Below are 15,341 nucleotides of genomic sequence, written 5' to 3'. Positions count from 1 at the left end.
AAGCTCCTTTTAATTTGTAGTTGTATAAATGGATGTCCTTTTTTTATAAGCCGATATTCCGCTAACTTTAATATATGAAAAACCTGATTTCTGAAAGGGTAGCCGACTTTATAAAAAACTACCCGCCATTTAATCTTCTTGACAGCAAATCGATATTTCAGCTTGCTGAACAAGTGCTAATTGTCTACAAAGAAAAGAACAGTATTATTTTTAAGGTAGATGAACCTCAACATGCTCATTTTTACTTAGTTCATAAAGGTGCCGTTACCTTGAACAACGCTGCATCTTCGAATGTTCTTGACTATTGCGATGAAGGTGATATTTTTGGGTTACGCCCTCTCTTTGCCAATGAAAATTATAAGTTAGAAGCTAGAGCACATGAAGAATGCATTCTCTACGGAATCCCCATTGATATTTTTAAACCTATTGCAAAGAAGAACGAGCAGGTAAGCATTTTTTTGATGGAGAGTTTTGCCTCCAATACCCGCAACCCGTATGCAAAAGACCAAAAAGGGCAACTCTTCGATAATGAAGATGAAGAAGAAGTCACAAAAGAGGTCGTATTACCTGATCTACAATTAGCCAGCTACTCAAAAAAATTGGTGACTTGTTCTACAAGAACTACCATTAAAAAAGCTGCCGATATCATGTCAAAAAAGAAAATCGGCTCTATTCTGGTTACTAGCAACGATTTACCTGTAGGTATAATAACAGATAAAGATTTTAGAAATAAAGTAATTTCTGGTGAGCAGCCCATTACTGCTTCGGTAAAGTCTATAATGACCGCACCAGTAATCACTTACCCTAAAAATCTAACAATAACCCAAGCACAAATGGCAATGATGAAAAGCAACATCAGTCATTTGGTCATTACCCAAGACGGCACCCCAAATTCTACTGCATTAGGTATTTTATCTAAGCATGACGTTATGGTTTCGTTAGGTGACAACCCAGCCGTTTTGGTAAAAGCCATTAAACGTACCTCAAAAATTAAAAAGATAAAGCAGATTAGAAAAAGTGTGATGGTGCTTTTGAGCGGGTATTTAGAGCAAAATATTCCGTTAGGATTAATTGCTAAAATTATCTCAGAACTAAATGATACCTGTATAAAACAGGTTGTTGAAATTTCTCTTGCAAGAATGGACACTCCACCACCTGTAAAATTTGCATGGTTGGCATTAGGAAGTCAAGGTAGAAGCGAGCAACTTTTACATACGGATCAAGATAACGCCTTGGTCTTTGAAGATGTTCCTGAAGAGGAATTACCAAAAACTACGACATACTTTTTAGAACTTTCAAAGCATATAACCAAAGCATTAAATACCATAGGTTACGAATACTGCCCTGCAGATATGATGGCATCTAATCCTAAATGGTGCTTAAGCTTACAAGAATGGAAAAATAGATTATCTTATTGGATTGGTAACCCCGGACCGAACGAGGTTTTAATGTCCTCCATATTTTTCGATTACAGCTTGGCATATGGCGAGCGTAGTTTATTGGACAATATGTCCGAACACATATTCAGAACTGTTGGTAATTACCCCATTTTCTTAGTGCACTTGGCAAATGGCGCATTACAGAGTCCGTCACCAACAGGCTTTTTCAGGCAATTTGTTGTAGAGCAAGATGGGCAACACAAAGATACTTTCGACCTAAAAAGCAGAGCATTAAGACCTTTAATCGATGCTGCCAGGGTTTTGATACTATCGCATTCTGTAAAAGCAATTAGCAATACGTGGGAAAGGTATGAGAAGTTGGCAGAACTAGAACCAAATAATCAAGAGTTGTACATGGCTTGCTCTTATGCCACTAAAGCATTATTGAAGTTTAGAACACGACAAGGGTTGGCTAATCATGATTCAGGACGATTCATTCAATTGGATCAATTGAGTAAGCAAGAAAAAATGAAATTGAAGCGCACCTTTAAGGCAATTAAAGAGATTCAAGAATTGATAACCCTACGTTTTAAGGTTACTAATATTTTAGGCTAATGGGATTATTTAGAAAAACACCTAAAAATCTACCGGAATTTTGGGTAAACTACGCCGATTTATTTAAGGAGACTCAAAACAAAAATTTTGAAGATCTTGTATTTGTTGTTTTAGATACCGAAACAACGGGGTTTAGCTTTGAAGAAGACCGAATACTATCTATTGGTGCCGTAAAAATAAAAAAAGAAACCATATCTGTTCAAGAAGTTTTTGATATTTATCTTGAGCAAGAAAAATTCAATAAGGACACAGTACATGTACACGGACTCTTGAAAAACGGGCAACGGGACTGTATTGGTGAAATTTTGGCACTTGAGAAATTTCTGGAGTATGTAGGTAATGCCGTTATAGTAGCACACCATGCCAGTTTTGACATGGGTATGCTTAATACGGCATTAGAAAGAAATGGCTTACCTAAATTAAAAAACACCGTATTGGATACGGGAGTTATCTATAAAAAAACCCTTATAAAATCGTATTTAGTTCAGCCAAAAACTAATTATACATTAGATGAGCTTGCCGATAAATTTTCAATATCTAAAAAGGATAGACATACCGCATTAGGCGACGCTTATATAACGGCAGTCGCCTTCTTAAAAATAATTTCTCGCTTAAAGGAAAAGAAAAATTTCTCGCTTAAATATTTACTTAGATAGTCTTTTAAAGACTCTCCAAATAATTCAATACATTTCTATTGATACGTTCATTAATGTGTGTAGTATCTGCCTTAACAAAAGGCTCACCCGTAATATGCTCGTAAAGTTCAATATAGCGTTCAGAAACTGAATCAATATACTCATCGGTCATGTGCGGTACCGTTTGTCCTTCTAAACCTTGAAAGTTATTTGAAATTAACCACTGCCTTACAAACTCTTTAGAAAGTTGCTTTTGAGGTTGGTCGGTATCTTGTCGTTGTTGATATCCGTCAGAATAAAAATATCTTGATGAATCGGGAGTGTGTATCTCATCAATCAATACGATTTTACCCTCTTTTGTTTTTCCGAATTCATATTTAGTATCCACCAAAATCAATCCTCTTTCGGCAGCTATCTCCGTTCCTCTTTGAAAAAGTGCGTAGGTATACTTTTCTAATACCGCATAATCATCCGCAGAAACTATTCCTTTACTTAAAATATCCTCTTTAGAGATATCTTCATCATGGTCTCCCATTTCTGCCTTGGTTGCAGGAGTAATAATGGGACTAGGAAATTTATCATTCTCTTTCATTCCCTCGGGCATTGCAACGCCACAAAGCATTCTTTTACCGAGTTTGTATTCTCTAGCCGCGTGACCAGATAAATAACCACGAATAACCATTTCAATTTTAAATGGCTCGCAAGCAACACCAACAGCCACATTTGGATCTGGGGTAGCAGTTAACCAATTAGGTACAATATCTTCGGTAGAAGCCATCATTTGAGTAGCGATCTGGTTTAGAATTTGACCTTTATACGGTATACCCTTTGGCATCACCACATCAAAAGCAGACAACCTATCTGTAGCCACCATGACCAACATATCGTTCTCTAAAGTATATACAGATCTTACTTTGCCTTTATAGACATTCTTTTGACCTGGAAAATTGAATTCTGTTTCGTAAATAGTATTCTTTGACATGTAAAATTTTAATTGTGATGTTCAATAGTTTTGTAAGCCTCAATAACTTCTTTTACAAGTTTATGACGGATAACGTCTTTATCATCCAAGTAAATAACTTCTATACCAGGAACGTTTTGCAAAATTAATAAAGCTTCTTTCAATCCGGATATAGTTCTTCTAGGTAAATCAATTTGTCCTGGGTCACCAGTAATTAAAAACCTTGCATTTCTACCCATTCTAGTCAAGAACATTTTCATTTGTGCATGCGTAGTATTCTGAGCTTCATCTAAAATAACAAATGCATTATCTAAAGTTCTACCACGCATAAATGCCATAGGGGCAATTTGTATGGTACCGTTTTCAATATAATGTACCAGTTTCTCTGCAGGGATCATATCTCTAAGCGCATCGTACAAGGGTTGCATATAAGGATCTAGTTTCTCTTTTAAATCTCCCGGTAAAAAACCTAAATTCTCACCCGCTTCAACGGCGGGTCTGGTTAAAATAATTTTCTTAACCTGTTTCTCCTTTAAAGCCTTTACAGCGAGTGCAACACCCGTATAGGTTTTACCTGTACCGGCGGGGCCAATAGCAAAAACCATATCGTTCTTTTTAGAGGCATCAACTAATCGACGTTGATTGGCAGTCTGGGCTTTTATCAATCTACCACTTACACCATGCACCAGTGTTTCGCCGCTATTCTTTGAAGATTTAATCTCGTCGTCTTCAGAACTGGTTAAAAGCCTTTCAATGCTATTCTCATCTAATTTATTGTACTTGACAAAATGTTGCGTAAGTAAATCGAAACGTTTTTCGAACTCTTCTAAAAGTTCTTGATCTCCGAAAACCTTTATCTTATTGCCACGGGCAACTATCTTCAGCTTCGGAAAAAATTTTTTCAATAAATCAATATGCTCATTTTGCTGCCCAAAAAACTCTCTCGGGCTAATTTCGGTAAGTTCTAGAATTATCTCGTTCAAACAGTCAGTTTTATTATGATTTATAGTTAGCGAAGAATATTTTTAATCGCTGTTTTTTGTTTAATTTTGTATATCAAATTTAAGCAAATTTTAAGTTCGACTAACCAAAAACATATCAACATTGCTGTATGGCAATCATCACCCTAACAACAGATTTCGGATTAAAAGATCACTTTGTAGCTGTATTAAAAGGCTCCATATATACAGAATTACCTGATGCTAAAATTGTTGATATTTCGCATGACATCATGCCGTTCAATATTCAAGAGTGCGCTTATATATTATCCAATTCATACAAAAGTTTTCCGAAGGGCACCATACATATTGTAGGTGTAGACTCAGAAGAAACGCCAGATAACAAGCATGTAGTCGCGCTTGTAAACGGACATTATTTTATTAGTGCAAACACCGGGGTCATTGGGCTTATCACCTCTGAAATGACTCCAGAAAAGGTGGTTGAAATTAACCTGCCCGACTCCATTGCAAATTCCTTTCCTGTTTTAAATGTGTTTATTCAGGTAGCGTGTCATATTGCCCGTGGTGGTACATTAGAAATTGTAGGCAAACCATTTACAGACCTAAATGATTTACGTGAGTTTTCTCCAAGAATTACAGAAGACGGCAAAAAGATTATTGGCAGTGTTATTTATATTGATAACTATGGCAATGTAGTTACCAATATTCGTAAAAATTTATTCGATGCCTACCGCAAAGACAAAGATTTTACCTTGTTTGTGCGAAATCATAAGATTACCAAGATTCACAAAACATATAACGACTTTATAGATTACAGTCTTGAAAAATCTCAGCGTAAAAGTGCTGGCGATTTATTGGCTATATTTAATTCATCAGATTTCATTGAGCTGGCGATATACAAGAGCAATCTTACTACAGTTGGTGGTGCCTCTACCCTATTAGGATTAGATTACAGAGACACTATCATGATAGATTTCGAATAGATGCAGATGCGAGGACTTGTAGAAAATTTAATCGTAATTTCAACAATAACCTAAATGGCAAAAGTTAATAACTAATTGACAAAAATGAATATAACAGGCTTAATGTAGTAATACCTAGTGCTATACAACGCACGTACCAAGTATAAACTGTTAATAAGTTTGTTTCCTTAAAAAGGGCAATTAAAATATCTTTGTTGGTAACTAAAACTGCCAACGATCAGGAGTTTAAACCTATTTCTTTTGAAAACTTCAATTGAAATATCAATAAAAAATAAAGAATGAAATTTATAGTTTCAAGTACCTATTTGCTAAAACAACTTCAAATATTAGGAGGTGTTATTAATAACAGTAACACGTTACCTATTTTAGATAATTTTCTGTTCGATTTGCAAAAGGATAAACTAACTGTGTCAGCCTCTGATTTAGAAACGACCATGAGTTCGGTTATTAAAGTAGATTCAGATAGCGAAGGTACTATTGCAGTACCGGCAAGATTGCTTTTAGAAACCTTGAAAACTTTTCCTGAGCAACCACTAACGTTTGTTGTTGAAGATAACAATACGGTAGAAATTAGCTCTAACCATGGTAAATATGCTTTAGCTTATGCAGACGGAGCAGAATTTCCAAAAGCAGTTGAATTAGCTAGTCCTAGTTCTACGACATTGCTTGGTGATATTTTAGCAACAGCTATCAATAAAACTATTTTTGCAGCCGGTAACGATGATTTAAGACCTGTAATGAGCGGTGTCTTTTTTCAGTTTTCTACAGAGAACTTAACTTTTGTTGCTACCGATGCGCATAAATTAGTGAAATACCAACGTACCGATGTTAGAGCATCGCAAGTAGCGGAATTCATTATGCCTAAAAAACCCTTGACTTTATTAAAAGGTATACTGGCAGGCAGCGAATCTGATGTACTAATCGAGTACAACGAGAGCAATGCGAAATTTAGCTTTGAAGAAACTGAATTGATCTGTAGACTAATTGATGGTAAATACCCTAACTATGAAGCGGTAATACCAAAAGAGAATCCGAATAAACTTACTATCGCTAGAAATCAATTTTTGAGCTCAGTAAGAAGGGTTTCTATATTCTCGAATAAGACAACACATCAAATACGCTTAAAGATAGCGGGTGCAGAGTTAAATATTTCTGCAGAAGATATTGATTACTCGAACAAAGCTGAAGAAAGATTAACATGTTCTTACCAAGGGGATGATATGCAAATTGGCTTTAACTCAAGATTCTTAACAGAAATGTTGAACAATTTAGGTTCTGATGAAGTTTCTTTAGAAATGAGTCTTCCTAATCGTGCAGGTATACTTACACCTACCGATGGTTTAGATGAAGGTGAATTTGTAACTATGTTAGTAATGCCAGTTATGCTTAACAGCTAAAACTTAATATTCATAAATTAAAAAGGGTCAGTTTTTAAACTGACCCTTTTTTTTTGCTTTATTATTTACTTAAGAGATAAACCGTATGGTAGCAAAGTAACTCGGCGATTCTCCGTTACTAGCTTTTATTGCATTTACTGCCGGCATTACAATTGATAAAATTCCTGCGAATATTAATAATAAGATTCCGAGTCCGAACAAAAAGATTCCAGGTATACCTATTACAAGATATAAAAGTAACGTTAACTGAAAGTTGATTACCGATTTACCATGCTCATCCATACCTATAACAGAATCTTTGGTCGTTAGCCAAATTACTAGGGGTATTATGAGTCCGCCAAATCCTGTTACAAAATCTAAATATTGAGATAAATGAGTAATCACCAACAAATTCCTGTCTTCACGAACAACTACTGCGTTTTTATTTACTAGTTCCATTTTTGATTGATTTAATGATGAATACTAGAAATAAGACGCATAAAGTCGCAAATTGTTACATTTTTTAAAAAAATTATAGTTTTCTGCTCAATTTTTTAAGCTTCTCCTGCTCCTTCATAATCTTCATTTGACTCTTGGCAACCTTATCTTCGATTTTTTGAATATCGACAGGAGAAAGCGTTCCTTTCAGCTTCCCTTTCTCAAGTTGAGTTTTTAATTTTTCAACCTGCCTTTCTTGTTTAGAAATAGATTTACTTTTAGCATCTATTTGCTTTTTTAGCTTCTCTTCTTTCTTTTTCGCTGCATCTTTTTTCTTTTGCGCTGCAGCTTCCTTTTTTTCTTTTTTGGCGTCAGCTTCTGCTTTTTCAACTTTCTTTTTCACCTCTTCCATTTCCTTTTCTTGTGTAACTGTAATTTCACCAGTTGGCTCAGGAACATCGGTTTGAGCGATACCAAAAGAAGAAACAAATAAGAACACTAACAATACAACAACCTTTTCATTTTTTTAATTACATTTTATACCATGCGAAATTACTATATAATTATATACTGAAAACAAAATGCTTTTAAATTAAGAAAACTACAACAGTTAATAATTGATTATTTTTGCAGCATGATTCAAAACGATACCATAATAGCATTAGCAACTCCTGCAGGATCAGGAGCCATTGCAATTATTAGACTTTCTGGTGAAGATGCAATTAAGATTGCTTCAGCACATTTTGAATCAGTTTCAGGCAAAGTTCTTGGAGACCAAAACGGTCACACCATACACTTAGGATACATAAAAGATGGCGAAAATGTACTGGACCAAGCACTTGTATCTATTTTTAAGAATCCCCATTCCTATACAGGAGAAAACATTATAGAAATATCTTGCCACGGCTCACCTTATATACAACAACAAATTATTCAACTATTTCTTAGAAATGGCTGTAGAACAGCAGATGCAGGTGAGTTTACGTTAAGAGCATTCTTGAATGGTAAGATGGATTTAAGCCAGGCAGAAGCTGTTGCAGATTTAATCTCAAGTGATAATGCCGCTAGCCATCAAATAGCAGTTCAACAAATGCGTGGCGGATTCAGCAATGAAATAAAGCAGTTGCGAACAGAATTATTGAATTTTGCTTCTTTAATTGAACTAGAGCTAGATTTCTCTGAAGAAGATGTAGAATTTGCGGACCGTACAGAATTTAAAAAGCTTTTAACACGAATTCAGAAAGTATTACAAGGACTAATCGATTCTTTTGCAGTTGGTAATGTGATTAAAAACGGGATTCCGGTTGCTATCGTAGGCGAACCCAATGTTGGGAAATCAACACTTTTAAACGCATTTTTAAATGAAGAGCGCGCATTAGTATCAGATATTGCTGGTACCACACGTGATACCATCGAAGATGAAATTTCTATAGGGGGAATAGGGTTTCGATTTATTGATACGGCAGGAATTCGCGAGACCCAAGATGTTGTTGAAGGAATGGGCATTAAAAGAACCTTCGAAAAAATAGAACAAGCACAAGTAGTTTTATTATTGGTTGACGGCTCAAAGTTATTAGCAGACGACAAAAAATTGAAGAATATTGTTATCGATTTTGAAAAGATAAAAAATCAGAATCCGCAGAAACCTTTATTATTATTGATAAATAAAGCAGACACCATTACAACTGCTGATAAAGAGAAAATTAGTTTTCATTTACAAAATGTCAGATACCTATCAGCCAAATCAGGCGAAGGAGTTGGGGAGTTAAAAAACAGCCTTTTAGAATTTGTAAATACCGGTGCCCTTCGTAATAATGAAACAATTGTAACCAATACACGCCATTACAATTCACTACTCAAAGCTTTAGAGGAAATAGAAAAGGTGCAATTTGGAATGAAGGCAGAACTCTCAAGTGACCTTATGGCCATCGATGTCAAAGAAGCTCTATATCACTTAGGCGAAATCACAGGACAAGTAACCAATGATGAGTTGTTAGGAAATATTTTTGCTAATTTTTGTATCGGGAAGTAATCGCCAATTTCATTTGATGTCATTTGGTTTCATTTGACTGTAAATCAGTTATTTACAAAAATTTTAACATTCTTATATTTTCCTTTTTCACCCTATTTTCATATATTTTTACACCTTATTTACACCTCGAGCGGTTTTTTGCTTCCGAGGTGTAAAAATTTACACCTCGGAAGTGATAATACGTGAATATTAATTTAGTATTCTATTGACTTATAACTAATTAAGTCCAAAATGGAATTATTTTCGAGGTGTAAAAAAGGTGTAAAAACCGTGCTTTTTTGGTCGATTTGCCAAAAAAATCACATTTAGGCTAATAAATTGTAAGATTCTGATTTACAGCATCTTATTGATTACTTGATAGATGTAATGAAAAACAGGAAAAATAAAATTTACACCTCAAAATCACGATTATGAAGATAACACTCAAACAAAAAAAGCTAAAGGGCAGAAAATCAAGCTTATACCTTGAATTGTACAATGGGTATCGGAAGGATAAAAAAGGGGATATTAGGCATTTAAGAAACTTTGAATACCTAAAACTTTATATAGTAGACGACCCTCAAAATGCAGAAGAAGTAAGAAAAAACAAAGAAGCTTTACAGATGGCGGAACAAATTCTTACCATTCGCCAGTCAGATTTAATAACAGGCAAATACAATATGAAAAATGAAAGGAAAGGAGCAATAACTTTCCTAGATTATTTTAGACACCTCAAAGAAGAACGCTATGAGAGTAATTCCAACTATGGAAACTGGGATGCAGCATTAAAGCATATTGAAAAATTCTGTCCAGAACATGTGCGACTTAATGATATTGATACCAATTTTGTCAAGAACTTCAAAAAGTACATAGACACTCAGGCTAAAACAAAAAGTGGCACTCCCCTATCACAAAATTCAAAGTATACCTATTTTAATAAATTTAGAGCTGCATTAAGAGAAGCATATAACGAAAGTTTTATACAGGAGGATGTCATTAAGTCTGTCAAGACTTTTGCACAAGCTTAATCGCTAAGAGAATATCTTACCTATTCTGAACTACAATCGCTATCCAATGCCTACTGTAAATATCCCGTTTTAAAAGAATGCCTTCATTTTTAGCTGTCTAACAGGACTTAGATGGAGCGATATTGATAAAATGAAATGGTCAGAAGTACGCGACGAAGAAAATGGTGCTAGGGTGATTTTTAGGCAAAAGAAAACAGATAGTGTTGAATACCTCTACATTTCCGCACAGGCGAGAAAACTCTTAGGAAGTCATCGAAGCCCTGATGAAAAAGTTTTTAAAGGCTTGAAATACGGTGCCCATTTCAATGCGCAAATTCTAACATGGTGCATGCGAGCGGGAATTACAAAGCATATTACCTTTCATAGCGCACGACATACTAATGCGGTACTGTTGTTGGAAAACGGAGCGGATATTTATACGGTATCAAAACGATTAGGACATCGAGAACTGAGAACTACCCAGATATACGCTAAAATTATTGACACAAAAATGAAGGCTGCAGCTAATATGATTCCTGAATTGGATATAAATTTTGGTTAGCAATGAACCTGTCAATGACGACATATCTACTCTTACTCTGCTTTACATATTTATATGTACGGTTACTAATTGTATACGTCAAGGTGTTTACCCGCTTTATGTTTAATGAACCTACCATATGGGATAAGTACATTGAAAAACCTAGGCTAGCTTTCTATATTGTAGGGCTGGTATTAATGCACGTAAGCTATCCAGAGCTACTGAGATATTTTACCAACCCTTACCACATTTTCCATTTTCTAAATTGGTTTATCTTTTTAGGAGGTATGCTTATCTGCCATAGTACTTGGTCTAAAAGATTTGAAAACATATTCATTCCTAGAATCAAGAAAAAACTGAAATCTAAAAGAAATTTCGGCATATCAATTTCTAAGCATCAATTGAGTGTATTATACAATGAGCTTATCAGATTTGATATGATTGATATTGAAAGTACTACATACGACGACTTTGAAAAAGTACTGTTGTTAGACTGGAAGGCGCACACTTCACAAATTCATTTCAATTTAGACGCACCAAGTTGTCGTGAGTTCTATGAACGTTTTAAAACGAAGTTTCCAAACAACTCCCTTAGCTTGACCGACTTCTTCGATAGGTCTGATACAATTCGCAGGGATGATGGAAAAACCTATACATATACCACCATTAAAAACGCCAAATTTAGAACACCAGTTTCTAAGCGAAACGATGATTTAAAAGTCATCTTTTCTAACCTTTAATGTCATTTTGTTTGCCTTTGCCCCAACTATGCATGCCATGTCTGCAATGCATGTATTTCTCTTTCCTTCCTTTTCTAGTTTAGTGTCAGAATTCTATTAGAAAGAACAAAAGTTTTTGTCGATTGTTTAATCAAAAAATACGAGTTAATGGACTATTTAGAACTAACAGAACGGCTCGACCGTATTGAACGTTTATTGGTAGCACATAAAGAAGTACTGACCTTCGAAGAAGCTTCTGAGTACGCAGGTATATCTCGAAGTTACCTTTACAAATTAACTGCTTCAAAAGATATTCCGCATTCAAAACCCAATGGTAAAATGATATTCTTTGAGAAGAAAAAACTCAATGAATGGCTACTTCGAAATCAAAGAAAATCAAATCAGGAAATTGAAAGGGAGGCTTTGAACTACACTTTTAAAAATCGAAAATTTTAGCACTAAAGTTACACGAAACTATGTCTAATTGAGGTGGTACTACTTATGATTTTGTTTGTGGATAGGGAGAAAAAAGAGAAAAATGGTTTGCGGTTGATTTAAGCGTCTGAGTAAGAATTCAAGATGTGTCATTGTCATGACAAATCTTGCTTTTGCTCCCGAAGGTCGCAAAAGGATAGGAACTGGTAATTAGGTTTTCGATATATGATTTAGCAAAAAGTACTTGTCAAATAACAACATAAAAAAACTAAAGTGAAGAAAGAGTTCGTACAATTTCGATGTTCGATTTATGAGAAGAAGCTCTTGAAAATCAAAGCCAAAAAGAGCGGACTATCCATAAGCGAATATTGTCGTCGTGCTGCTTTTAATGACCGGATAATCGAACGCCTTTCGGAAGAACAAATAACCACATATAAAATGCTGGCCAAGTATCAGAACAACTTTAAGCTCATCGGGAATATGTTCCGAAAACGTAATCCGAAATTGGCCGATGAAGTAACTCAATTGGCAAGTGAAATACGCCAACATCTTTTAAGTTTCAGAAAATGATAGGAATGGGAAAATCCATATCGCATACAGGAGCTTCCATGGGTTATGGATGGAATGAAGAAAAAGATGCCAAAGTGGTCTATCGAGAACATCTAGCAGGGGATAATCCAAAAGAGGTTACCCAAGAGTTTAAAATCATACAATCACAAAATCACAGATGTAAAAAGAACACGTTGAGTTTTGTGCTTAGTCCGACTATTGAAGATGGTCGCAAATTAAAGAACAAGCAGTTAACCAAAATTACGCAGCGATTTGTCAAGGAAATGAAATTGCAAGAGCGACAGGCGATTGCATTTGTGCATCGTGACAAAGAACATATTCACATCCATTTATATGTTAACCGTATCGGTTTTGATGGAAAAGCCTATAAAGACAATTATGTTGGAAAACGAAGCCAACAAGCAGCCGAAAAAGTGGCGCAGCAAATGGGCCTGACTACAGTTAGAGAAGTGCAACAAGGGAAATTGACTGAAGTCAAAAATATCCATTAGAAACATTAATTCATGTTGATGGGTTTACCGTTGGAGGAAAAGAAGAGGGTAAACAAGGCAGAAGTTATGATTCAAAAAAGAAAAAGGCAGTAATAGCAGTGGAGTTGACCGATAACAATAAAGTGAAAAGAGTTTACATCAAATCTATCGATGACTATTCCGCAAAATCGTTGACGCCAATATTTGAAGAACACATAAGTACATCTGCCAAAATAATAACAGATAAATGGAGAGGATATGAGCCCTTAAAAGGAAATTACGATATCGAACAGATATACAGTAATAATGGTGCTAATTTTAAACAACCGCACATTATAATCATGCAAGTCAAGTCATGGCTCAGAGCAATACCGACTCACGTGAGTAAATGGCATATTCAAGCTTATTTTGATGAATTTTGTTTTAGAATTAATCGTTCACAATTTAAAGGCAGCACCTTTCATAAAACAATTGTAAGAATGGTAGAAGCAAAACCAGTTTATCAAAATCAAATAAAACAGAGGCTAACCGTATAACTCAATAAATAGTAATTGGTAGTTTCATCACTTTGGTAAATTTTGGACTAGTGCTTCATATTTTATTTAACAAGTATCATTTTACTTGAGTTGCCGTCATATGTACTGACACGATAAATATATTTTCCTGTAGTCAAAGCCCCACCCTTTAAGGCGTCTTCGATATCTACAATATGAGATCCTTCCGTCATAAAACTATTTTTCAGGGTGCCCATTTGTTGTCCTAGGATATTATACAACTGGATATCAATATGCATCGCCCTGTTCAAATTCAAAGAAATCGATGGGCGACCTTCGTTATCATAAATTGGCGTGTGTGAATATTCTTCTGGAATATCTTCAATCTCTATAGGTCCATCTGAATCTGGATTTTCTGTATCGGAATCTACATCCGCGTCCGTAGTACAGGAAAAACCTAGGTCAATATTCTCATAAGAACCTCCGAGCGCGGCATCAACAAGGGACTTATCAATACAGAGCCATTGAGAAAGAACAGAAGCATATAATCTTCTAAAATCAATATTATACTTTAGGTTACCATTATTATCCAGATCAGAAAGACTAGGGTGTTCTCCAACAAACCCATTACCGTTTAGGGCCTTACCAAAAAATAAACAAGGTGCAGCGGTACCATGATCTGTACCATTGGACCCATTTTGGCTAACTCTACGACCGAACTCTGAAAAAGTCATACTCAAAACCTTCTCATCGTGGCCTGTTTGTTTTATGTCTTTATAAAAAGTGTCTACAGCTTTTGAAAATGTCCCTAAAAGTTCTGCATGCGTCTCCGTCTGATTTGCGTGCGTATCAAAACCTCCTAGGGTAGCCATATATGTTTTAGTACCTAAATTACCTTTGATTAAACGAGCTATAATAGCGAATTGTTTTGCGATGCTATTGTCCTCATATTCGACGATATTTTCTGTACTATTATAGGCAGCGCTTATTGCTCCAGAATAACTAAACGTAGAATTGTAGGTTGCCCTAAGAAATTCTCGATGCTTTCCGATTTTACAGGTACTATCTATGTTATTTATCTCGTATTTCACACCATTCTTTGCTACATCCTCTAACTCTTGCGGGTTTGATACTAAAAATGCATATTGTTGTTCTTCATAACTAAATAGTAAGTTGCCAACACTCCCTATTTGAATGGCTAGTGGATTTTCCGGTGGAGATGAAATAAAATCGGGATAGGCTTCATTAAAATATCCTCCTAGCCAGCCTTTAGTAAAATCATCCACATTGGTCTTACCCGTAGCCCATATATCCGACGATGTGAAATGGGATAAACTTCTTGGGTCATAACCTACTCCATGAGCTACCTTCATCAGACCCTCACCCCACATTGATTCCAAAGATTCCATGTGATTAGGAATTGAGAAATCATTATCAAGTTGAATTAAACTTTGTTCTTTGTGGTAAATTGTAGGTCTGTGATTGGCATAAGTATCGAAGTCGTATACGGGCACAATAGTATTTAGCCCATCGTTGCCCCCAGCAAAACGCACCAATATTAAAATATTATCATTTTCAGAAGTATTCAATGCCATTGCTAATGGTGATGAAGAAGAGGCACTAAGCATTTTACTGCCTAGTAGCATACTACCTGTACAACCAATCCCTAAAGCCTGCAAAAATGATCTTCTGCTCCACTCTTGATGTTCTTGGTCGTGTTCTTTTGAATGATTAACAGTTTTAAACAT

At 35.5% G+C, this 15,341-nt stretch carries 16 protein-coding genes and 1 pseudogene; 12 read left to right on the top strand and 5 right to left on the bottom strand.

What is annotated here, in order from left to right; all coding sequences use genetic code 11:
• Positions 1–74: 74 nt before the first annotated feature.
• Entirely contained in the window at positions 75–1,994 is a 1,920-nt protein-coding gene (locus ACPF9A_RS17540) for a DUF294 nucleotidyltransferase-like domain-containing protein (protein ID WP_423998923.1), read from the top strand.
• Entirely contained in the window at positions 1,994–2,650 is a 657-nt protein-coding gene (locus tag ACPF9A_RS17535; RefSeq protein WP_423998921.1) for a 3'-5' exonuclease, read from the top strand. Before ACPF9A_RS17540 ends, ACPF9A_RS17535 begins: the two co-directional genes overlap by 1 nt.
• A 4-nt stretch (positions 2,651–2,654) precedes the next feature.
• Here ACPF9A_RS17535 and ACPF9A_RS17530 read toward each other — a convergent pair whose 3' ends face one another.
• Positions 2,655–3,611 carry a phosphoribosylaminoimidazolesuccinocarboxamide synthase gene (locus tag ACPF9A_RS17530; RefSeq protein WP_423998919.1) on the bottom strand — a complete coding sequence of 319 codons (957 nt, stop codon included), beginning with the start codon at positions 3,609–3,611 and terminating at the stop codon, positions 2,655–2,657.
• 8 nt (positions 3,612–3,619) lie between these two features.
• On the bottom strand, positions 3,620–4,573 hold the full coding sequence (locus ACPF9A_RS17525; RefSeq protein ID WP_423998917.1) for a PhoH family protein: 954 nt from the start codon (positions 4,571–4,573) through the stop codon (positions 3,620–3,622).
• A gap of 128 nt (positions 4,574–4,701) precedes the next feature.
• Here ACPF9A_RS17525 and ACPF9A_RS17520 point away from each other — a divergent pair, with 128 nt between their 5' ends.
• On the top strand, positions 4,702–5,532 hold the full coding sequence (locus ACPF9A_RS17520) for an SAM hydrolase/SAM-dependent halogenase family protein (RefSeq protein ID WP_423998915.1): 831 nt from the start codon (positions 4,702–4,704) through the stop codon (positions 5,530–5,532).
• Positions 5,533–5,810: 278 nt separating this feature from the next.
• Positions 5,811–6,929 carry a DNA polymerase III subunit beta gene (gene dnaN / locus ACPF9A_RS17515; RefSeq protein WP_423998913.1) on the top strand — a complete coding sequence of 373 codons (1,119 nt, stop codon included), beginning with the start codon at positions 5,811–5,813 and terminating at the stop codon, positions 6,927–6,929.
• A gap of 69 nt (positions 6,930–6,998) precedes the next feature.
• Here the strand turns inward: dnaN and ACPF9A_RS17510 are convergent, their stop codons facing one another.
• Positions 6,999–7,367: a DUF4870 domain-containing protein gene (locus tag ACPF9A_RS17510; protein ID WP_423998911.1), complete on the bottom strand. Its 369-nt coding sequence runs from the start codon at positions 7,365–7,367 to the stop codon at positions 6,999–7,001.
• 73 nt (positions 7,368–7,440) lie between these two features.
• Entirely contained in the window at positions 7,441–7,845 is a 405-nt protein-coding gene (locus tag ACPF9A_RS17505) for a hypothetical protein (RefSeq protein WP_423998909.1), read from the bottom strand.
• Between the two features lie 135 nt (positions 7,846–7,980).
• Between ACPF9A_RS17505 and mnmE the strand changes: the two genes are divergently transcribed.
• The 8 genes and pseudogenes from mnmE to ACPF9A_RS17465 form a co-directional block, all read left to right on the top strand.
• Complete coding sequence (mnmE, locus tag ACPF9A_RS17500) at positions 7,981–9,378, top strand: tRNA uridine-5-carboxymethylaminomethyl(34) synthesis GTPase MnmE (protein ID WP_423998907.1); 1,398 nt, start codon at positions 7,981–7,983, stop codon at positions 9,376–9,378.
• Positions 9,379–9,788: 410 nt separating this feature from the next.
• Positions 9,789–10,385: a phage integrase SAM-like domain-containing protein gene (locus ACPF9A_RS17495; protein ID WP_423998905.1), complete on the top strand. Its 597-nt coding sequence runs from the start codon at positions 9,789–9,791 to the stop codon at positions 10,383–10,385.
• 130 nt (positions 10,386–10,515) lie between these two features.
• On the top strand, positions 10,516–10,926 hold the full coding sequence (locus ACPF9A_RS17490) for a site-specific integrase (RefSeq protein WP_423998903.1): 411 nt from the start codon (positions 10,516–10,518) through the stop codon (positions 10,924–10,926).
• A 98-nt stretch (positions 10,927–11,024) separates the two neighbouring features.
• Positions 11,025–11,645: a hypothetical protein gene (locus ACPF9A_RS17485; RefSeq protein ID WP_423998901.1), complete on the top strand. Its 621-nt coding sequence runs from the start codon at positions 11,025–11,027 to the stop codon at positions 11,643–11,645.
• Positions 11,646–11,792: 147 nt separating this feature from the next.
• Positions 11,793–12,080: a helix-turn-helix domain-containing protein gene (locus tag ACPF9A_RS17480; RefSeq protein WP_423998899.1), complete on the top strand. Its 288-nt coding sequence runs from the start codon at positions 11,793–11,795 to the stop codon at positions 12,078–12,080.
• A gap of 252 nt (positions 12,081–12,332) precedes the next feature.
• Positions 12,333–12,629 (top strand): mobilization protein MbpA, encoded by a 297-nt coding sequence (gene mbpA, locus ACPF9A_RS17475; RefSeq protein ID WP_423998897.1) that lies wholly within the window; start codon positions 12,333–12,335, stop codon positions 12,627–12,629.
• A complete protein-coding gene (locus ACPF9A_RS17470; RefSeq protein ID WP_423998895.1) occupies positions 12,626–13,120 on the top strand; it encodes a relaxase/mobilization nuclease domain-containing protein in 495 nt (164 codons plus the stop codon). The genes mbpA and ACPF9A_RS17470 overlap by 4 nt, the downstream gene beginning before the upstream one ends.
• Positions 13,102–13,635 (top strand): annotated as a pseudogene (locus ACPF9A_RS17465) (IS1595 family transposase); the annotation flags it as partial. The gene ACPF9A_RS17470 and the pseudogene ACPF9A_RS17465, both read left to right, overlap by 19 nt.
• Positions 13,636–13,697: 62 nt before the next feature.
• Here ACPF9A_RS17465 and ACPF9A_RS17460 read toward each other — a convergent pair.
• Positions 13,698–15,341, bottom strand: a complete 1,644-nt coding sequence (locus ACPF9A_RS17460) for a DUF1501 domain-containing protein (protein WP_423998893.1) — start codon at positions 15,339–15,341, stop codon at positions 13,698–13,700.

The organism is Maribacter sp. IgM3_T14_3 (assembly GCF_049603095.1).
GTDB lineage: Bacteria > Bacteroidota > Bacteroidia > Flavobacteriales > Flavobacteriaceae > Maribacter.
Note: the sequence above shows the minus strand (reverse complement) of the source record. Positions and strands in the feature narration are given on the sequence as shown.